Here is a 15466-nt window from a genome sequence, read left to right as displayed (position 1 = left end):
ATGGAAACCCGCTCCAACCATGTGCTGGTGGGCACGGTCACGCTGCTGCTGCTGGCGGCGATCATGATCGCGGCTTTCTGGTTCTCGCGCCTCTCCCAGGGCGACAATATGGAATATGACATCTTCTTCAAACAGTCGGTCAACGGCCTCGCCAAGGGATCGAGCGTCAACTATTCCGGCGTTCCATCCGGTCAGGTCGAGAAGATCGAGCTGTGGAAGCGCGATCCCAGCTTCGTGAAGGTGCGCATTTCGGTGAAGGAAGGGACGCCGATCCTGCAAGGGACCACCGCGACCATTGCCGGGGTGGGCTTTACCGGCGTGTCGGAAATCGTGCTGGACGGCGCGGTCAAGGGCGCGCCGCCGATCACCTGCCCGGCGGAAAACCCCTTCGCCTCCTGCCCCGATGGCGTACCGGTGATCCCGACCAAGCCGGGGGCGCTGGGCGAGCTGCTCAACAACGCCCCGCAGTTGCTGGAACGGCTGTCGACGCTGACCGAGCGGCTGACGGAATTGCTCAACGACAAGAATCAGCAGTCCATCGCTGGTATATTGGCCAATGTGGAGCGGATTTCCGGCTCGCTGGCCGACCGCAGCCCCGAAATCGCGGCAACGCTGGCCGAGGCGCGCATCGCCGTGCAGCGCACCGGCATCGCCGCCGAACAGATCGGCAAGCTGGCCGCGTCCACCGACGCCATGGTCAATGATGAGGGCCGTCCGCTGCTGGCCGACCTGCGCAAGAGCATCCAGTCGGCCACGCGCAGCATCGACACGCTCGACAAGACCATTGCGGAGGCGCAGCCGGGCGTCCACGCCTTCAGCAACCAGACCATGCCGGAGGTGAACCAGTTGGTCCGCGACCTGCGCGAAATGTCGCGCTCCTTCCGCGGCGTGGCGGAAAAACTGGATCAGCAGGGTGCGGGATCGATCGTCGGATCGCCCAAATTGCCTGATTACAAGCGATAAGAGGGACATGATGATGTTTCACAGGAAACTTGGCCTGATGCCCGTGGCCCTCGGCGCATCGATGCTGGCCGGCTGCGTGTCCTTCGGCGGCAAGCCGCCCGAGCGGCTGCTGTCGCTCAACGCTGCGCAGAAGGTCGCCCCGGGCACGCTGCGCAGCGCATCGGCGGGCGCATCCATCACGGTAGCCGATCCCGAAGCGCCCAAGATGCTGGATACGGTGCGGGTGCCGGTGATCACCTCCCCCACGTCGGTCGCCTATGTGACGAAGGTGCAATGGGCGGACACGCCGCGCCACCTGTTCCAGAAGCTGCTGGGCGAAACCATCGCCGCCACGAGCAACCGCATCGTGCTCGACCCCGGCCAATATTCCGCCGACGCCGGGCAGCGGCTGATGGGCGAGCTGGTCGATTTCGGCGTGGATGAGGCGAGCAACAGCGCGGTCGTGACCTATGACGCGATGCTCACCGGGCCGGGCGGCACGGCCATCGCCAAGCAGCGCTTCACCGCCAGCGCGCCGATCGGGGGCAAGATCGACGCCAGCAGCGTGGGCGCTCCGCTCAATGCCGCTGCGAACAAGGTGGCGGCGGATGTGGCCGCCTGGCTGGCGACTTCGGGAAGGTAGGGCGCCGTTCCTGGCCATCATTCCAGCTTTCGCTGGGGTGACGCGCGGGGTGGAAGGACGTCTTTACTCCAAACTCTTGCTTACCTGCTCCGTCACATCCTTCGACAGTCCCGGCTCAAGCAGGATGCGCTGCAATTCCGCCCGCATCAGCGCAGCGCGTGGTTCATCGAACCGTTTCCAGCGGCCGAGCGGCGGCACCAGCCGGGCGGCGGTCTGGGGGTTCAGCTTGTCGAGCGCGATGATGCAGTCCGCCACCAGACGATAGCCCTTGCCCGACGGGTGATGGAACGCCCATTGATTGCCTGCGAAGGCGCCATAGAGCGCGCGCACCCGGTTGGGATTGGTCAGGGTGAAATCCTTGTGCCTGCCCAGTTCCTCGACCAGATCGACCGTATCGGGATGGAAGGCGAAGGCCTGGGTCTGGAACCATTTGTCCAGCGTCAGCGCATCGTCACGATAGCGGTTGTAGAAGATGTCGAGCGCCGCTTCCCGTTCCGCGCTGGTGCCGTTCGCCAATGTCGCGAGCGCTGCCTGCCGCTCGGTCATATTGTCGGCCTCGCTGAACTGGCCGAAGGCGACGGTCGGACCATCGACCGCGCCGGAAGCTGCAAGATAGAGCAGCGCCGTGTTGCGCAGCTTCCTGGCGCCCTTGGCGGCTGACGACAGGGCGAAGGCATTGGCCCTGGTCCGGGCGTGAATATCGCGCCAGAGCGGCTCCAGTTCGGCGCCGATGCGCCGTTGCAGCGCATCCCGCGCCGCGTGGATCGCGTCGGGATCGACCACCGCCATCTGATCGCCCAGATAGGCTTCGCTCGGCAGGCGGATCGCCTCCGCGACGAAGGCGGGGTCGAGCAGCGGATCGGTGGCGGCGTTGCGGATCGCGGCGATCACCGCATCCTCATCGACCGCTTGCCCGCCGATCCGGCCGACCAGCACATTGACCATGAGTTGCTGCATCGCCTCATAACGGGCGAAGGGATCGTCGTCATGGGCCGAGAGGAAGGCAAGATCGGCCTGGCTGCGATTGGTTTCGACAATGACCGGGGCGGAAAAGCCGCGATTGATCGAAAGGATGGGCGCGGTCGTCCAGCCCTGGAAGGTGAAGCTCTGCCGCGCTTCGGTCAGCATCAGCAGTTCATCGCCCCTGTTCTCACCCGTTTCCGGATCGAACAGAGCCGTGCGCAGCGGGATGGCCATGGGCCGTTTTTCGGGCTGGCCGGGCGTGGGCGGGACCGTCTGCTCCAGCAGCAATGTCACGCTGCGCGCGACCGGGTCGTGGGTCAGCAGGGCGCGGACATGAGGCGTGCCGGCCTGCTCATACCAGAGGCGGAACTGGCCGAGGTCGATCTCTCCCCCCTCCTCCATCGCCCGCACGAAATCCTCGCAGGTCGCTGCCTCGCCATCATGCCGGTCGAAATAGAGGTCCGTTCCGGCACGGAAGCGCTCCGGACCCAGCATCAGCGCCATCATGCGGATCAGCTCCGCGCCTTTATTGTAGATGGTCGCGGTGTAGAAGTTACTGATTTCCATATAGGATTCCGGGCGAACCGGATGGGCGAGCGGTCCGCTGTCCTCCTGGAACTGCGCCGCGCGAAGGATGCGGACGTCCTCGATCCGCTTGACCGCATGCGATCCCATGTCGGCGGAGAAATTCTGGTCGCGGAAGACGGTGAAGCCTTCCTTCAGGCTGAGTTGGAACCAGTCGCGGCAGGTGACGCGATTGCCCGACCAGTTGTGGAAATATTCATGCGCCACCACCCCCTCGACGCCGTCATAGTCGATGTCGGTCGCGGTTTCCGGATCGGCCAATATGTAGCGTGAATTGAAGATGTTGAGGCCCTTGTTCTCCATCGCCCCGAAGTTGAAATCGGCAACGGCGACGATGTTGAACACGTCCAGATCATATTCACGGCCATAGACGCGCTCGTCCCAGGCCATGCTGTTCCTGAGCGCCTGCATCGCATGGGCGGTGCGGGGCAGGTCCGCGTCCCTGACCCATATGCCCAGTTGCACCTCCCGCCCGCTCATCGTGACGAAGCGGTCGGCATTGCAGGCAAGGTCGCCGGCGACCAGCGCGAACAGATAGCAGGGCTTGGGAAAGGGATCGTTCCAGCGCGCCCAGTGGCGGCCGCCGGGCAACTCTCCCTGCTCGACGGGATCGCCATTGGCGAGCAGCACCGGGTAGAGCGCCTTGTCCGCCGCCATGCGCACCGAATAGCGCGACAGCACATCGGGCCGGTCGGGGAAGAAGGTGATGCGCCGGAAACCCTCCGCCTCGCATTGCGTACAGAGGAGGCCGCCGCTGGCATAAAGCCCCATCAGTTTGCTGTTGTCCTGAGGCGCAATCTCCACGAGCGTTTCAACTATATGAACGGCGTCGGGAAGCGCGACGACCAGCGCGCCGCTGTCCATCGACCATTGGTCTGCGGCGAGCGGGTTGCCATCGACCCTGATCTCCAGCGGCAGGAGGCCGTCGCCATCCAGTTTCAGCGGCCGGTCATGATCGCCATTTCGCGTGACCGACAAGGTTGCATGGACGCGCGTTGCAGCGGCGTCGAGATCGAAATCCAGCGCGATGTCGGGAACAAGCCAGTCCGGCGGCCGATAGTCCTCGCGACGGACGATATGGGGCACGGTGAGGGAAGAGGAATTGTCTGCCATGCGTGCAGGCTAGGCAGTTGAGTCGGAAAAGACCAGTGGCCGCCGCGCCTAAATGCGTTGGCCACCGGTCCTTTGGCGAAGCTTCAGATACGCTCGCCCGAGAGGCGCTGGCACAGCATGTCCAGTTGGTCGAGCGTCGAATAATGCAGCGAAAGCGTGCCGTTGCCGCCTTGCATATAGTCGATGTCGACCTTCACCCCCAATATGTCGGCAAGATGCTGCTCCAGAGCCGCGATGTCGGGATCGTTTTCCTTCGGGGCGGCCGCCGGCCTGCGGCCCGGCGCGTCATCGCCCTTCTTCGCGCGGCGCACCAGTTGTTCCGTATCGCGAACCGACAGGCCCCTGGCTTCGACGGTGCGGGCCAGATTTTCGCAGTCCGGCGCGCCGATCAGCGCACGGGCATGGCCCATGCTGAGCTTTTGTTCGATCACCTGCTGCTGAACGGGCGCGGGCAGATCGAGAAGGCGCATCAAGTTCGCGACATGGCTGCGCGACTTGCCGACCAGACGGCCCAGCGCCTCCTGGCTGTGCTGGAACTCCGCGATCAGCTTGCGATAGGCTTCCGCTTCTTCGATCGGGTTGAGGTCTTCGCGCTGGATATTTTCGATAAGGGCGATTTCCAGCGTTTCCGCCTCATCGAAATCGCGCACGATGGCAGGGATGCGGTGAAGCTGGGCGCGCTGGGCCGCGCGCCAGCGACGCTCGCCCGCGACGATCTGGAAACCGCCGCCATGGGGCCGAACGATGATCGGCTGGATGACGCCCCGCTTGCCGATGCTGTCCGCAAGTTCCTGCAACGCGCCCTCATCGAAATGGCGGCGCGGCTGTTCCGGATGGGGCTGGATCAGCGCGACTTCGATGCTCTGGATCGCCTTAGTGGACGGCGGCGTGGCCGCCGTCGGCGCGACGGGTTCTTCCCGCGCCACGTCTCCCAACAGTGCCGACAGCCCCCGGCCAAGGCCGTGGGGGCGCTTCACCGACTTCATGGCATTTTCGTTATTCAAGCAGCAACCTCCTGCCGGGGCAGGCGCGCGATCAACTCACGCGCCAGACGCATATAGGCTTCCGATCCCGAGCAGCGGAAATCGTAGATCAGGGCCGGCACGCCGTGGCTGGGCGCTTCCGACAGGCGGACATTGCGCGGGATGACCGTGGAAAAGACGAGATCGCCCAGACAGGCCCGCACATCGTCCGCAACCTGATCAGTCAGGCGATTGCGGCGGTCGTACATGGTGAGCGCCACGCCCATGATCGACAGGCCGGGATTGAAGCGGCCACGAATCCGTTCCACTGTCTGGAGCAGTTGCGAGAGCCCTTCCAACGCAAAAAATTCACATTGCAGCGGCACGAGCAGCGACTGCGCCGCGACCATGGCGTTGATCGTGAGCAGGCCGAGCGAGGGCGGGCAGTCGATAAGGCAGATGTCCCAACGGCCCGGCTGGGCTTCGGCGAGGACCCTTTCCAGCCGATGGGTCCGCTCCTCATATTCGATCAGTTCGATCTCCGCGCCTGACAGATCCTGTGTCGCGGGAACGATGTCGAGCTTGGGAACCCGCGTGCCGAGAACCGCATCCTCAAGCGCGCAATTGCCGAGGAGCAGATCGTAGCTCGACTGGACGCGATCCGATTGGTTGACGCCGAGTCCGGTGGACGCATTGCCCTGAGGATCGAGATCGACCAGCAGCACGCGAAGACCAGTGGCCGCCAGACCTGTGGCCAGATTGATGGCGGTCGTGGTTTTTCCGACGCCGCCCTTCTGATTGGCAATGGCAATACGGATCATCCTCGGGCTTTCCTCCTGACGGATCGGACCGCCTCCGCGACGATGATGGCGCTGTCGGCATCGGTCACGCTGCGTTCCACGTGGAACGCACCTTGCCATGATCGAGTCGCCGCCTCCAGTTCATTCTGCGCATTTCGTCCTTTTGGAAGCACCCAAATGGTTTTTTCATCGGCCAGATGATGCGCGGATTCGAGCAGCCGGGGCAGAGGCGCATAGGCGCGGGCGCTGATGATGGCTGCCGCCGAAGCGGGAACGGTCTCTACTCGACCGCCAAAGACCTGGGCATGGGAGAGGCCAAGCTCTGCGATGACGTCGTTCAGGAAGTCGATCCGCTTGCGCCGTGACTCCACCAGTTGGATGGGGCGCTCATGGAGGATCGCGATGACTATGGCCGGCAAGCCGGCACCCGAACCCAGGTCGACCCACCTGCCCTGCCCGGCCTTCGCCGCCAAAGGCAGGAGCTGCGCGGAATCGACAATGTGCCGCGCCCATATATGGGCGCGGGTCGATTCAGCGATCAGGTTCTGCTGCTCCATCTCCCTCAGAAGGATCGCAACATAGCTCTCCAGCCGCTCCCATGTTCCACGTGAAACATCGAAGCGGGCCTGCAGCCATTGCCGTGCTTCTTCTTCCGTCACGCGGCGCGCCGCCTGACGTGAACGAGAAGGGCCGCCAGTGCCGCGGGCGTTATGCCGCGAATGCGTCCCGCCGCCGCAAGCGTGTCCGGCCGCGCCAGATCCAGCCGCTCGATCATTTCCGTCGAGAGCCCGCCGATAGAAGCGAAGTCGAAATCGGCCGGAATGGCGACACGTTCATTGCGGCGCATCTCCGCGATCTCCGCCTCCTGCCTCTCCAGATAGGGCGCATAATGCGCGTCTTCCAGAATCTCGTCGCGCAGGTCGGCGGATGTTCGGGCCAATGCCGGCGCGAGCCCGAAGAGCAGATCCTGCCCCACCTCCGGAAATCGCGCCCATTCGAACAGCGTGCGGCGCGCGCCATCCTGCCGGACGGATGCGCCCGATCTGGCCATTTCGGTAGCCGAGAAGGAACGGCCCAATTCTTCTTCCACGAGCGAGCGCTGATGGGCGCGTTCCGCATAATAGGCGGTCCGCTCTTTGCCGAGCACCCCATGATAGATGCCGAGCGGGGCCAATCGGGTGCCCGCATTATCAGCGCGCAGCCGCAACCGATATTCGGCGCGGGCAGTGAGCATGCGATAGGGCTCGGTCACGCCCTGCAGAACCAGATCGTCGATCATCACGCCGATATAGCTGCTGGCCCGATCCAGAATGAGCGGTTCCTCCGCCTTGGCCTTTGCTGCGGCATTGATTCCGGCGATCAGGCCTTGAGCCGCCGCCTCTTCATAACCGGTCGTGCCGTTGATCTGCCCCGCGCAGAAAAGACCGGGGATCGCGCGCACTTCCAACGTCGCATCCAAGGCGCGGGGATCGATATGGTCATATTCCACGGCATAGCCGGGCACGACGATTTCGGCCTTTTCCAGACCCGCCATCGACCGCACCATCGACAGTTGCACATCGGCGGGAAGCGAAGTGCTGATCCCGTTGGGATAGACCAGATGGTCGTCCAGCCCCTCCGGCTCCAGGAATATCTGATGCCCGTCGCGATCGCCGAAGCGGATCACCTTGTCCTCGATCGATGGGCAGTAACGCGGCCCCCTGCCCTCGATGGCGCCGCTGAACAACGGCGAACGGCCCAGCCCTTCCCGGATGATCGCATGCGTGCGTTCATTGGTGCGCGTAATGGCGCAGCTCAATTGCGGCAGCGGCCGCCCCGGCGACATGGCGGACATGGTCCATGCCGACCCATCGGAAGGCTGCGCCTCAAGCCGCGCCCAATCGATGGTGCGGCCATCGAGTCTGGGAGGGGTTCCGGTCTTGAGCCTTCCAACCGGCAGGTCCAGTGCGCGAAGCTGAACCCCCAAAGCCGTCGCCGCCCGCTCCCCGGTACGGCCGCCCGCCTGCGTCTCTTCCCCCCGGAAGAGCTTACCGCCTAGAAATGTTCCCGTTGCGAGCACCACGGCGGGCGCCTTGAGCATCCGTCCGTCGGCCAGGGACAATCCGGCGATGGCTCCGCCCGTCAGGATCAATCCACTGGCTTCTCCCTCCACGATCTCCAGTCCGGGCTGGGCGTCGAGGAGGCGGTGAATCTCCGCACGATAGCGTTTGCGATCAGCCTGAATGCGCGGGCCCTGAACCGCTGCGCCCTTGCTGCTGTTGAGCATGCGGTAGTGAATGGCAGCGGCGTCGGCAGCACGGGCGATCAAGCCGTCCAGCGCGTCGACCTCCCGCACCAGATGGCCCTTGCCCAGACCGCCTATGGCCGGATTGCAGGACATGGCGCCCACCGTCGCCCTGTCGAAGGTCAATAGCGCAACCGAGGCCCCTTTGCGCGCCGCTGCGCCCGCCGCTTCGCAGCCTGCATGGCCGCCGCCGACCACGATCACATCATAGCTTGTTCGCATGCGCGCCCCTTAACAGAAGTGGGGCGCCCCGGTCAAAACTGTTCCACGTGGAACATGGCTATTTACCGATGCAGAATCCGGCAAACAGGCGGTCGAGCATGTCCTCCGTACCGGCCCGTCCTGTCAGCAGGTCTATGGCCTGACGGGCCTGCCGCAACTCCTCCGCGACGATCAGCAGATCGTCCGATGCCTGGGCGGCGCTCAGATGCCTGTTCAATTGCGCCCCGGCTTCCCGCTGCCGCCGGTGCAGGGCATAATCGCCCTCACCCGGCAGGAGAGCGGCGGCGCGTTCGAGCAGAATGGATGTGAGGCGATCCATCCCCTCGCCTGTGACGGCCGAAAGCCGAATACCGGGGCGGTCCGTAGCCATGTTCCGGTCGCATTGTGCGGCAACCAATATGGCGTCCGCGCGAGGAGCCTCCTCCGCCGGACCCAACCAGAGGATGATGTCCGCTGCGTCGAGCGCGCCCCGCGCCCTGTCCATGCCGATGGCTTCAATGGCATCGTCCGTTTCGGCGCGCAGGCCGGCGGTGTCCGTGAAAAGAAAGGCGGTGCCATGCAGCGCGGCCGGTACTTCTATCCGGTCGCGGGTCGTCCCGGCTATGTCCGATACAATCGCCGCCTCCCGCCCGACAAGCCGGTTGAGCAGCGTCGACTTCCCCGCATTGGGCGGGCCTGCCAGAACCACGCGAACGCCGTCGCGCAACCGCTCGGCCGATGGCGCGGCGAGCATGGCTTCGACTTCCCCTGCCAAGCCATGCACGCCCTGGCCGATCCGCGCCTCCATTCCCTGATCGGGCACATCATCCTCATCGGAGAAATCAAGCGCCGCTTCCGTCATGGCGGAAAGATCGAGCAATGTTCGGCGCCATCCCTCCACCCGCCGTGAAAAATGGCCTTCCGCCATCAACAAAGCCGCGCGCCGCTGCTGCTGTGTCTCGGCAGCGAGCAGATCGGACAGCCCCTCCACCGCGTTCAGGTCCATGCGGCCATTGGCGAAGGCGCGGCGTGTGAACTCTCCCGCTTCGGCCCGGCGCAACCCTTCGAGCGTGCCCAGCGCCTGCTCGACCGCGGCGATGACCGCCCGCCCGCCATGGCAATGCAGTTCGGCCAGGTCCTCGCCGGTCGCCGTATCCGGTCCGGGAAACCACAGGATCAGGGCCCGATCCAATAAGGCGCCGTCGCGGGGGTCGTGCAGCGACGCCAGCCGGGCCCGCCGGGGTGGTGGCAATTGCCCGGCCAGCGCGAGAAGCGCCCGGCCTGCCGCTGGTCCGCTGATCCGGATGACAGCAATGCCGGCAGGGGGCGCGCCGCTCGACAGGGCAAAGATGGTGTCCGTCACGGCGCGCCGTCCCTGGCAGGATCAGCCCGGATTCTTGTCGCCATTCTTGCCCGGCATTCCGGCCAGGCCGATGTCCATCATCTGCTTGAACAGGCGCATTCCGGCATCGCCCAAGGGCGAGAAGCTCTTGAACAGGGTCTCCATCTGCTCGACATTGGCGACGCCGTCGAAGCTGTCGAGCATCGTCTTCACATATTTGTCGTGAATGGGGGTGACATCCGGCAGCCCCAGGAAAGCCCGGGCCTCCGCAGGAGTGCAGTCGACGTCCACGCTTACCTTCATATCCCGCTACCCTTTGCTGCAGCCACCCTTTACAACGCCTCATGCCGCAACAAGGGCGCGCAAGGCAAATTTTTTGACGGCAAGCATGGTTGCACTCCGCACCGCAACCGCCATTATGCCGGCCATCGACAATGTCAGGAAAAAGGAAAGGATTTCCCATGGCAGCATTCACATCCATCCCCACGCTGGAGGGCGATGCCCGGTTCGATGTCTATGTTGCCCGGCCGCAGGGAACGCCCAAGGCCGCGATCGTGGTGATCCAGGAAATCTTTGGCGTGAACGAGGGGATTCGACGCAAATGCGATGGCTGGGCGGCGGCCGGCTATCTGGCCCTTTCGCCCGATCTTTTCTGGCGCGAGAAGCCGCATGTCGAACTGGATGCCGACATAGCGGAGGATTTTCAGGCGGCCATCGGCCATATGCAGAAATTCAACCAGGACCAGGGCATTCGCGACATAGAGGCGACGATCAAGGCCGCGCGGGAGGAACTGGGGCAAGGCGGCAAGGTCGGGCTGGTCGGATATTGCCTGGGCGGGCGGCTGGTGTTCATGTCGGCTTGCCGGACCGATGGCGATGCGTTCGTGGCCTATTATGGCGTCGGCATCGACGGCCTGCTGAAGGAACAGCACGCCATCGGCAAGCCGGTGCTGCTGCATGTTCCCACCGCAGACGGCTTCGTTCCGCCCGAGGTGCAGCAGAAGATGCATGAAGGGCTGAAGGACAATCGTCATGTCACCCTGCATGATTATGAGGGGCTGGATCACGGCTTTGCCGCCGAGATGGGCGCGCGCCGCAACGAGGCGGCGGCGCAGCTTGCCGATGGCCGGACCGCGGATTTCTTCGCGGCCCATCTCTGACCGGGAGGCAAAGGCATGACGCAGGCATGGCGGATGGTGGCACGCACGCACGGCGGGCCGGAGGTGATCGCGCGGGAAGAGTTCGACCCCGGCCTGCCTGGTGAAGGCGAATTGCTGATCGCGCAGGATGCTGTCGGGTTGAATTTCATCGACACCTATTTTCGCAGCGGCCTTTATCCCGCGCCGTTGCCCACGCCGATCGGCGCGGAAGGCGCGGGCCATGTCGCCGCCGTCGGTCCGGGCGTCACCGGCTTTGCCGTGGGCGACAAGGTGGGCTGTGCGGTCGGACTGGGCGCCTATGCCACGCATCGGATGGTGCGCGCCGACCAGACGGTGAGGATTCCGGATGCCGTCACCACGCAGGATGCGGCGGCGATGATGCTGAAGGGCATGACCGCCTGCTATCTGGCGGAGGACATCGTCACCCTGGAGGCGGGGCAGTTCGCGCTGGTCCATGCCGCCGCCGGCGGTGTCGGTTCCGTGCTGGTGCCGTGGCTGCGCGACAAGGGCGTGGTGGTGATCGCCCATTGCGGATCGGCGGAGAAGGCGGCGAAGGTGGATGCCGAACATAGCCTTTATGGGAGCTTCGACAGCCTGGCCTCCACCGTGCGGGAGATCACCGGCGGGCGTGGAGTGGATGTCGTCTATGACGGCGTGGGCAAGGATAGCTGGAGCGCGTCGCTGGCGTCGCTCAAGCGGCGCGGCCTGATGGTGAGCTATGGCAATGCGTCCGGCGCGGTGCCGCCGATCAGCCTGCTCGAACTCAGCCGGGGTGGGTCGCTTTATGTCACCCGCCCGACCCTGTTCGACTATATCGCTACTCCCGAAGAGTTGGCACGGACTGCCGAAAGGCTGTTCGACCGCATGGCGCGGGGCGTGGTAAGGACCGTCGTCGGCCAGCGCTTTGCCCTGGCGGATGCCGCCGACGCGCACCGCGCGCTGGAGGCGCGGCAAACCACGGGAAGCACGCTCCTGATCCCCTGACTGCCGCAGGCAGGGCTGGAAGCGGTTTGCGTCGGTATCGGTCGGATGACAGTGCACGTCACATCATTGGAAACGCATTGTTTTTCAAGGCGGGCGGCATATTCCGCTCGACCGGACCCAACCGGAATGGCAAGGCGCGGTCGATGAATGCCTTTGCGCCCCTGCTCGCGCCGCTCTGGTTCGCCCAGCTTTTCACCGGCGCCAAATCCTTCGTCGACAATCCGCTGATCGGTTCGACGCGGCTCAATGCGCTGGGGCTGCACGCGGCGCGCGTGCGGGCGGCGCAGGCCATGACGGCCCGGCGCCGCAAACGATTGGCCAATGCCGTCGATCCCGAGCATCGGACGACTTTCGACCGGGACGGTGTCGTGGAAATCCGGGATTTCCTGCCCACAGAAACCTTCCGCGCCCTCCAGGAACAGCTCTTTTCCTACCGCGGACCGGCGCGGGAAATGGTTCAGGGCGACACGATCACGCGGCGGCTGGCGCTGGACCCCGCCGCCCGGCGCGCCATTCCGGCCTTCGAAGCCTTCCGCCGGGATGGCCGCTGGCGGGCGCTGTCCCGCTATGTCTCCGGCTTCGACATAGAGCCGCTGCTCTACGTCCAGTCCATCCTGCCGCAGCGGCGCGACGCCGCGCCCGATCCGCAACTCGCTTTCCATGCCGATACCTTCTATCCGGCGATGAAGGCATGGCTGTTCCTGGAGGACGTGCCGGTCGAAACCGGTCCCTTCGCCTATGTGAAGGGGTCGCACCGGTTGACGCCGCAGCGGCTGGCCTGGGAAAAGCAGCGCAGCCTGAGCGCGCGCGATGGCGATTGCCGTCTTTCCGCCCGAGGATCGCTGCGCATCGATGTCAGCGAACTGGCGGCCTTGGGCCTGCCGCAGCCCAGCATCTATTCAGTGCCCGCCAACACCCTGCTGATCGCCGACACATTCGGCTTTCATGCGCGCAGCCCGGCCAGCACCCCCGCGACGCGGGTCGAGATTTGGGCCTATGGCCGTCGCAACCCGTTCCGGCCGGCCAGGGGATGGGATGTCTGGAGCCTGCCCGGCATTGCCGAGCGCCGGATTCCGCTGCGCTGGTGGCTGGGCGACAAGGCTGCCGGCCTGATCAGGCAGCCATGGCGGCCGGTGGGCATCAAGGGCGCGGCGGACGGGTGATGGGTGCGCTGAAGGGCGCATGGAGCCCTCCTGCCATAACCCGCCGTGTGGATGCCACCTCTAGACGAAGAGCGTCAATATGCCGACCTGATGGTCGACGATGCCGTCATAGATCATCTTGATCGCGACATAGATGATGACCGCCAGGCCCAGATAGGCGATCCAGCGGAAGCGCTCGATATATTTGGCGATGATGTTCGCGGCGATGCCCATCAGCGCCACGGACAGAATCAGCCCGATGATCAGGATGCCGGGATGATCGCGCGCCGCGCCCGCCACCGCCAGCACATTGTCGAGGCTCATCGAAACGTCAGCGACCGCCACAGCCCAGGCCGCGCCCGCGAAGCTCTTGGCCGGACGCAGGCCGGATATGTCGTCGTCGCTGGTGTCGGGCGTGTCCCCGCCCCGCTTCGGGTGGAGTTCGCGCCACATCTTGAACGCCACCCAGAGCAGCAGCAATCCGCCCGCCAGGATCAGCCCGACGATCTGCATCAGCTGCGTCACCACCAGCGCGAAGCCGATGCGCAGCACCAGCGCGGCGATGATGCCGATCAGGATCACCTTCTTGCGCTGTTCCGCAGGCAGGCCCGCCGCCAATGCGCCGACGACGATCGCATTGTCCCCCGCCAGCAGAACGTCGATCATCAACACCTGGCCGAAGGCAGCCAGCGCGGCGGGCGAGCCGATATTGCTGAAATCATTGACGATGTGCGCCCAGATGTCGGCGGGTGAGCCGATCCCCTGAGCCGCAGCGGCGGCGGTTGCGAGTAGGTCGATCATGACGGCCTGCTATCCCCTGAAAATATGGCCCAAAACAAAGGGGCCGCCAGACCGGAGTCCGACGGCCCGAAAAATCGCGGCGGCGCGATGGAATGGATGCGCGCCTCCGGCAGAAGCACAACCCATGCCGCGGCTTACTGGTTCATCGAATCGAAGAAATCCTCGTTGGTCTTGGAATCCTTCATCTTGTCGAGCAGGAATTCCATCGCGTCGACCGTGCCCATCTGCATCAGGATACGGCGCAGCACCCACATCTTGGAAAGCTTGGCCTTGTCGACCAGCAGTTCTTCCTTGCGGGTGCCGGACTTGCCGACGTCCAGCGCCGGGAAGATGCGCTTGTCCGCCACCTTGCGGTCCAGCACGATTTCCGAATTGCCGGTGCCCTTGAACTCTTCGAAGATGACTTCGTCCATGCGGCTGCCGGTGTCGATCAGCGCGGTGGCGATGATCGAGAGCGAACCGCCTTCCTCGATATTGCGCGCCGCGCCGAAGAAGCGCTTCGGCCGCTGGAGCGCGTTCGCGTCGACGCCGCCGGTCAGCACCTTGCCCGAGGACGGCACCACCGTGTTGTAGGCGCGGCCGAGGCGGGTGATCGAGTCGAGCAGGATCACCACGTCCTTCTTGTGTTCCACGAGGCGCTTGGCCTTTTCGATCACCATTTCAGCGACCTGGACGTGGCGTTGCGCCGGTTCGTCGAAGGTCGAGGAAACCACCTCCCCCTTCACGCTGCGCTGCATGTCGGTGACTTCTTCGGGGCGTTCGTCGATCAGCAGGACGATCAGGAAGACTTCGGGATGGTTGTCGGTGATCGCCTTGGCGATGTTCTGGAGCAGGACGGTCTTGCCGGTGCGGGGCGGCGCGACGATCAGGGCGCGCTGGCCCTTCCCCTGCGGCGAGACGATGTCGATGACGCGGGCCGACTTGTCCTTGACGGTCGGGTCGGTCGCGTCGAGCGTCAGCTTCTGCGTCGGGTAGAGCGGCGTCAGATTGTCGAAATTGACGCGATGGCGGACGACTTCGGGATCGTCGAAATTGACCGAGATGAGCTTGGTCAGCGCGAAATAACGCTCGCCATCCTTGGGTGCGCGGATTTCGCCCTCCACCGTGTCGCCGGTGCGCAGGCCGAATTTGCGGACCTGGTTGGGCGAAACATAGATGTCGTCGGGACCGGCGAGGAAGTTCGCTTCGGGGGAGCGCAGGAAGCCGAAGCCGTCGGGCAGCACCTCTATCGTGCCCTCGCCCATGATCTGCTCGCCATTGTCGGCCTCGACCTTGAGGATCGCGAACATCAGGTCCTGCTTGCGCAGGGTCGATGCGCCTTCGACGCCCAGTTCCTCCGCCATGGTCACGAGTTCGGCGGGCGCTTTTTTCTTGAGATCCTTAAGGTGCATTCGCGTGAAGTCCGATGGAATGAGAGACGAGGAAGGAGAAATGGGGAAGGTCTGCCCGGCAATGACTCGGGGAAACCCGCGCCGGACGGGCGGGATAGAATGTCTGGCGTTTAGCGATCTGCCATAGGCCAAGTCAAGGTGGCTGAGCCGTTC

At 64.6% G+C, this 15466-nt stretch carries 15 protein-coding genes; 5 read left to right on the top strand and 10 right to left on the bottom strand.

From position 1 onward, the window contains the following. Together EGM87_RS14880 and EGM87_RS14875 are read left to right on the top strand one after the other, a co-directional pair. A complete protein-coding gene (locus tag EGM87_RS14880) occupies window positions 1–963 on the top strand; it encodes an MlaD family protein (RefSeq protein ID WP_137710010.1) in 963 nt (320 codons plus the stop codon). 7 nt (window positions 964–970) lie between these two features. Further along, entirely contained in the window at window positions 971–1585 is a 615-nt protein-coding gene (locus EGM87_RS14875) for an ABC-type transport auxiliary lipoprotein family protein (RefSeq protein ID WP_082166215.1), read from the top strand. A gap of 63 nt (window positions 1586–1648) precedes the next feature. Here the strand turns inward: EGM87_RS14875 and pepN are convergent, their stop codons facing one another. From pepN to EGM87_RS14835, 8 genes are all read right to left on the bottom strand, one after another. Continuing rightward, window positions 1649–4246: an aminopeptidase N gene (gene pepN / locus EGM87_RS14870; protein ID WP_137710011.1), complete on the bottom strand. Its 2598-nt coding sequence runs from the start codon at window positions 4244–4246 to the stop codon at window positions 1649–1651. Between the two features lie 83 nt (window positions 4247–4329). After that, window positions 4330–5232, bottom strand: a complete 903-nt coding sequence (locus EGM87_RS14865) for a ParB/RepB/Spo0J family partition protein (RefSeq protein ID WP_171010048.1) — start codon at window positions 5230–5232, stop codon at window positions 4330–4332. A 14-nt stretch (window positions 5233–5246) separates the two neighbouring features. Beyond that, entirely contained in the window at window positions 5247–6029 is a 783-nt protein-coding gene (locus tag EGM87_RS14860) for a ParA family protein (RefSeq protein ID WP_025551164.1), read from the bottom strand. Continuing rightward, window positions 6026–6667 carry a 16S rRNA (guanine(527)-N(7))-methyltransferase RsmG gene (gene rsmG, locus EGM87_RS14855; RefSeq protein WP_103001252.1) on the bottom strand — a complete coding sequence of 214 codons (642 nt, stop codon included), beginning with the start codon at window positions 6665–6667 and terminating at the stop codon, window positions 6026–6028. Before rsmG ends, EGM87_RS14860 begins: the two co-directional genes overlap by 4 nt. Beyond that, complete coding sequence (gene mnmG, locus EGM87_RS14850) at window positions 6664–8514, bottom strand: tRNA uridine-5-carboxymethylaminomethyl(34) synthesis enzyme MnmG (protein WP_137710013.1); 1851 nt, start codon at window positions 8512–8514, stop codon at window positions 6664–6666. The genes rsmG and mnmG overlap by 4 nt, the downstream gene beginning before the upstream one ends. A 58-nt stretch (window positions 8515–8572) precedes the next feature. Further along, window positions 8573–9856: a tRNA uridine-5-carboxymethylaminomethyl(34) synthesis GTPase MnmE gene (gene mnmE / locus EGM87_RS14845; RefSeq protein ID WP_137710014.1), complete on the bottom strand. Its 1284-nt coding sequence runs from the start codon at window positions 9854–9856 to the stop codon at window positions 8573–8575. A gap of 21 nt (window positions 9857–9877) precedes the next feature. Further along, entirely contained in the window at window positions 9878–10138 is a 261-nt protein-coding gene (locus EGM87_RS14840; RefSeq protein WP_025551156.1) for a DUF6489 family protein, read from the bottom strand. 39 nt (window positions 10139–10177) lie between these two features. Then, the gene (locus EGM87_RS14835; protein WP_262856979.1) at window positions 10178–10306 is read right to left on the bottom strand and encodes a hypothetical protein; all 129 of its coding nucleotides are present in this window, start codon (window positions 10304–10306) and stop codon (window positions 10178–10180) included. Here EGM87_RS14835 and EGM87_RS14830 point away from each other — a divergent pair. The 3 genes from EGM87_RS14830 to EGM87_RS14820 all read left to right on the top strand — a co-directional run bounded on the left by EGM87_RS14830 (window position 10297) and on the right by EGM87_RS14820 (window position 13142). After that, the gene (locus EGM87_RS14830) at window positions 10297–10995 is read left to right on the top strand and encodes a dienelactone hydrolase family protein (RefSeq protein ID WP_048577324.1); all 699 of its coding nucleotides are present in this window, start codon (window positions 10297–10299) and stop codon (window positions 10993–10995) included. The two genes, EGM87_RS14835 and EGM87_RS14830, sit on opposite strands and share 10 nt — an antisense overlap. Window positions 10996–11010: 15 nt before the next feature. Continuing rightward, entirely contained in the window at window positions 11011–11979 is a 969-nt protein-coding gene (locus EGM87_RS14825; RefSeq protein ID WP_216365634.1) for a quinone oxidoreductase family protein, read from the top strand. A gap of 143 nt (window positions 11980–12122) precedes the next feature. Continuing rightward, a complete protein-coding gene (locus tag EGM87_RS14820; protein WP_171010051.1) occupies window positions 12123–13142 on the top strand; it encodes a phytanoyl-CoA dioxygenase family protein in 1020 nt (339 codons plus the stop codon). Window positions 13143–13202: 60 nt separating this feature from the next. Here EGM87_RS14820 and EGM87_RS14815 read toward each other — a convergent pair whose 3' ends face one another. Both EGM87_RS14815 and rho read right to left on the bottom strand, forming a co-directional pair. After that, window positions 13203–13922 carry a YjbE family putative metal transport protein gene (locus EGM87_RS14815; RefSeq protein ID WP_061934359.1) on the bottom strand — a complete coding sequence of 240 codons (720 nt, stop codon included), beginning with the start codon at window positions 13920–13922 and terminating at the stop codon, window positions 13203–13205. A gap of 134 nt (window positions 13923–14056) precedes the next feature. Continuing rightward, window positions 14057–15313, bottom strand: a complete 1257-nt coding sequence (gene rho / locus EGM87_RS14810) for a transcription termination factor Rho (protein ID WP_007689303.1) — start codon at window positions 15311–15313, stop codon at window positions 14057–14059. Window positions 15314–15466: the final 153 nt, after the last annotated feature.

The organism is Sphingobium sp. RSMS, assembly GCF_005406185.4.
Classification (GTDB): domain Bacteria; phylum Pseudomonadota; class Alphaproteobacteria; order Sphingomonadales; family Sphingomonadaceae; genus Sphingobium; species Sphingobium fuliginis.
This window is presented reverse-complemented; position numbering and strand designations above follow the sequence as displayed.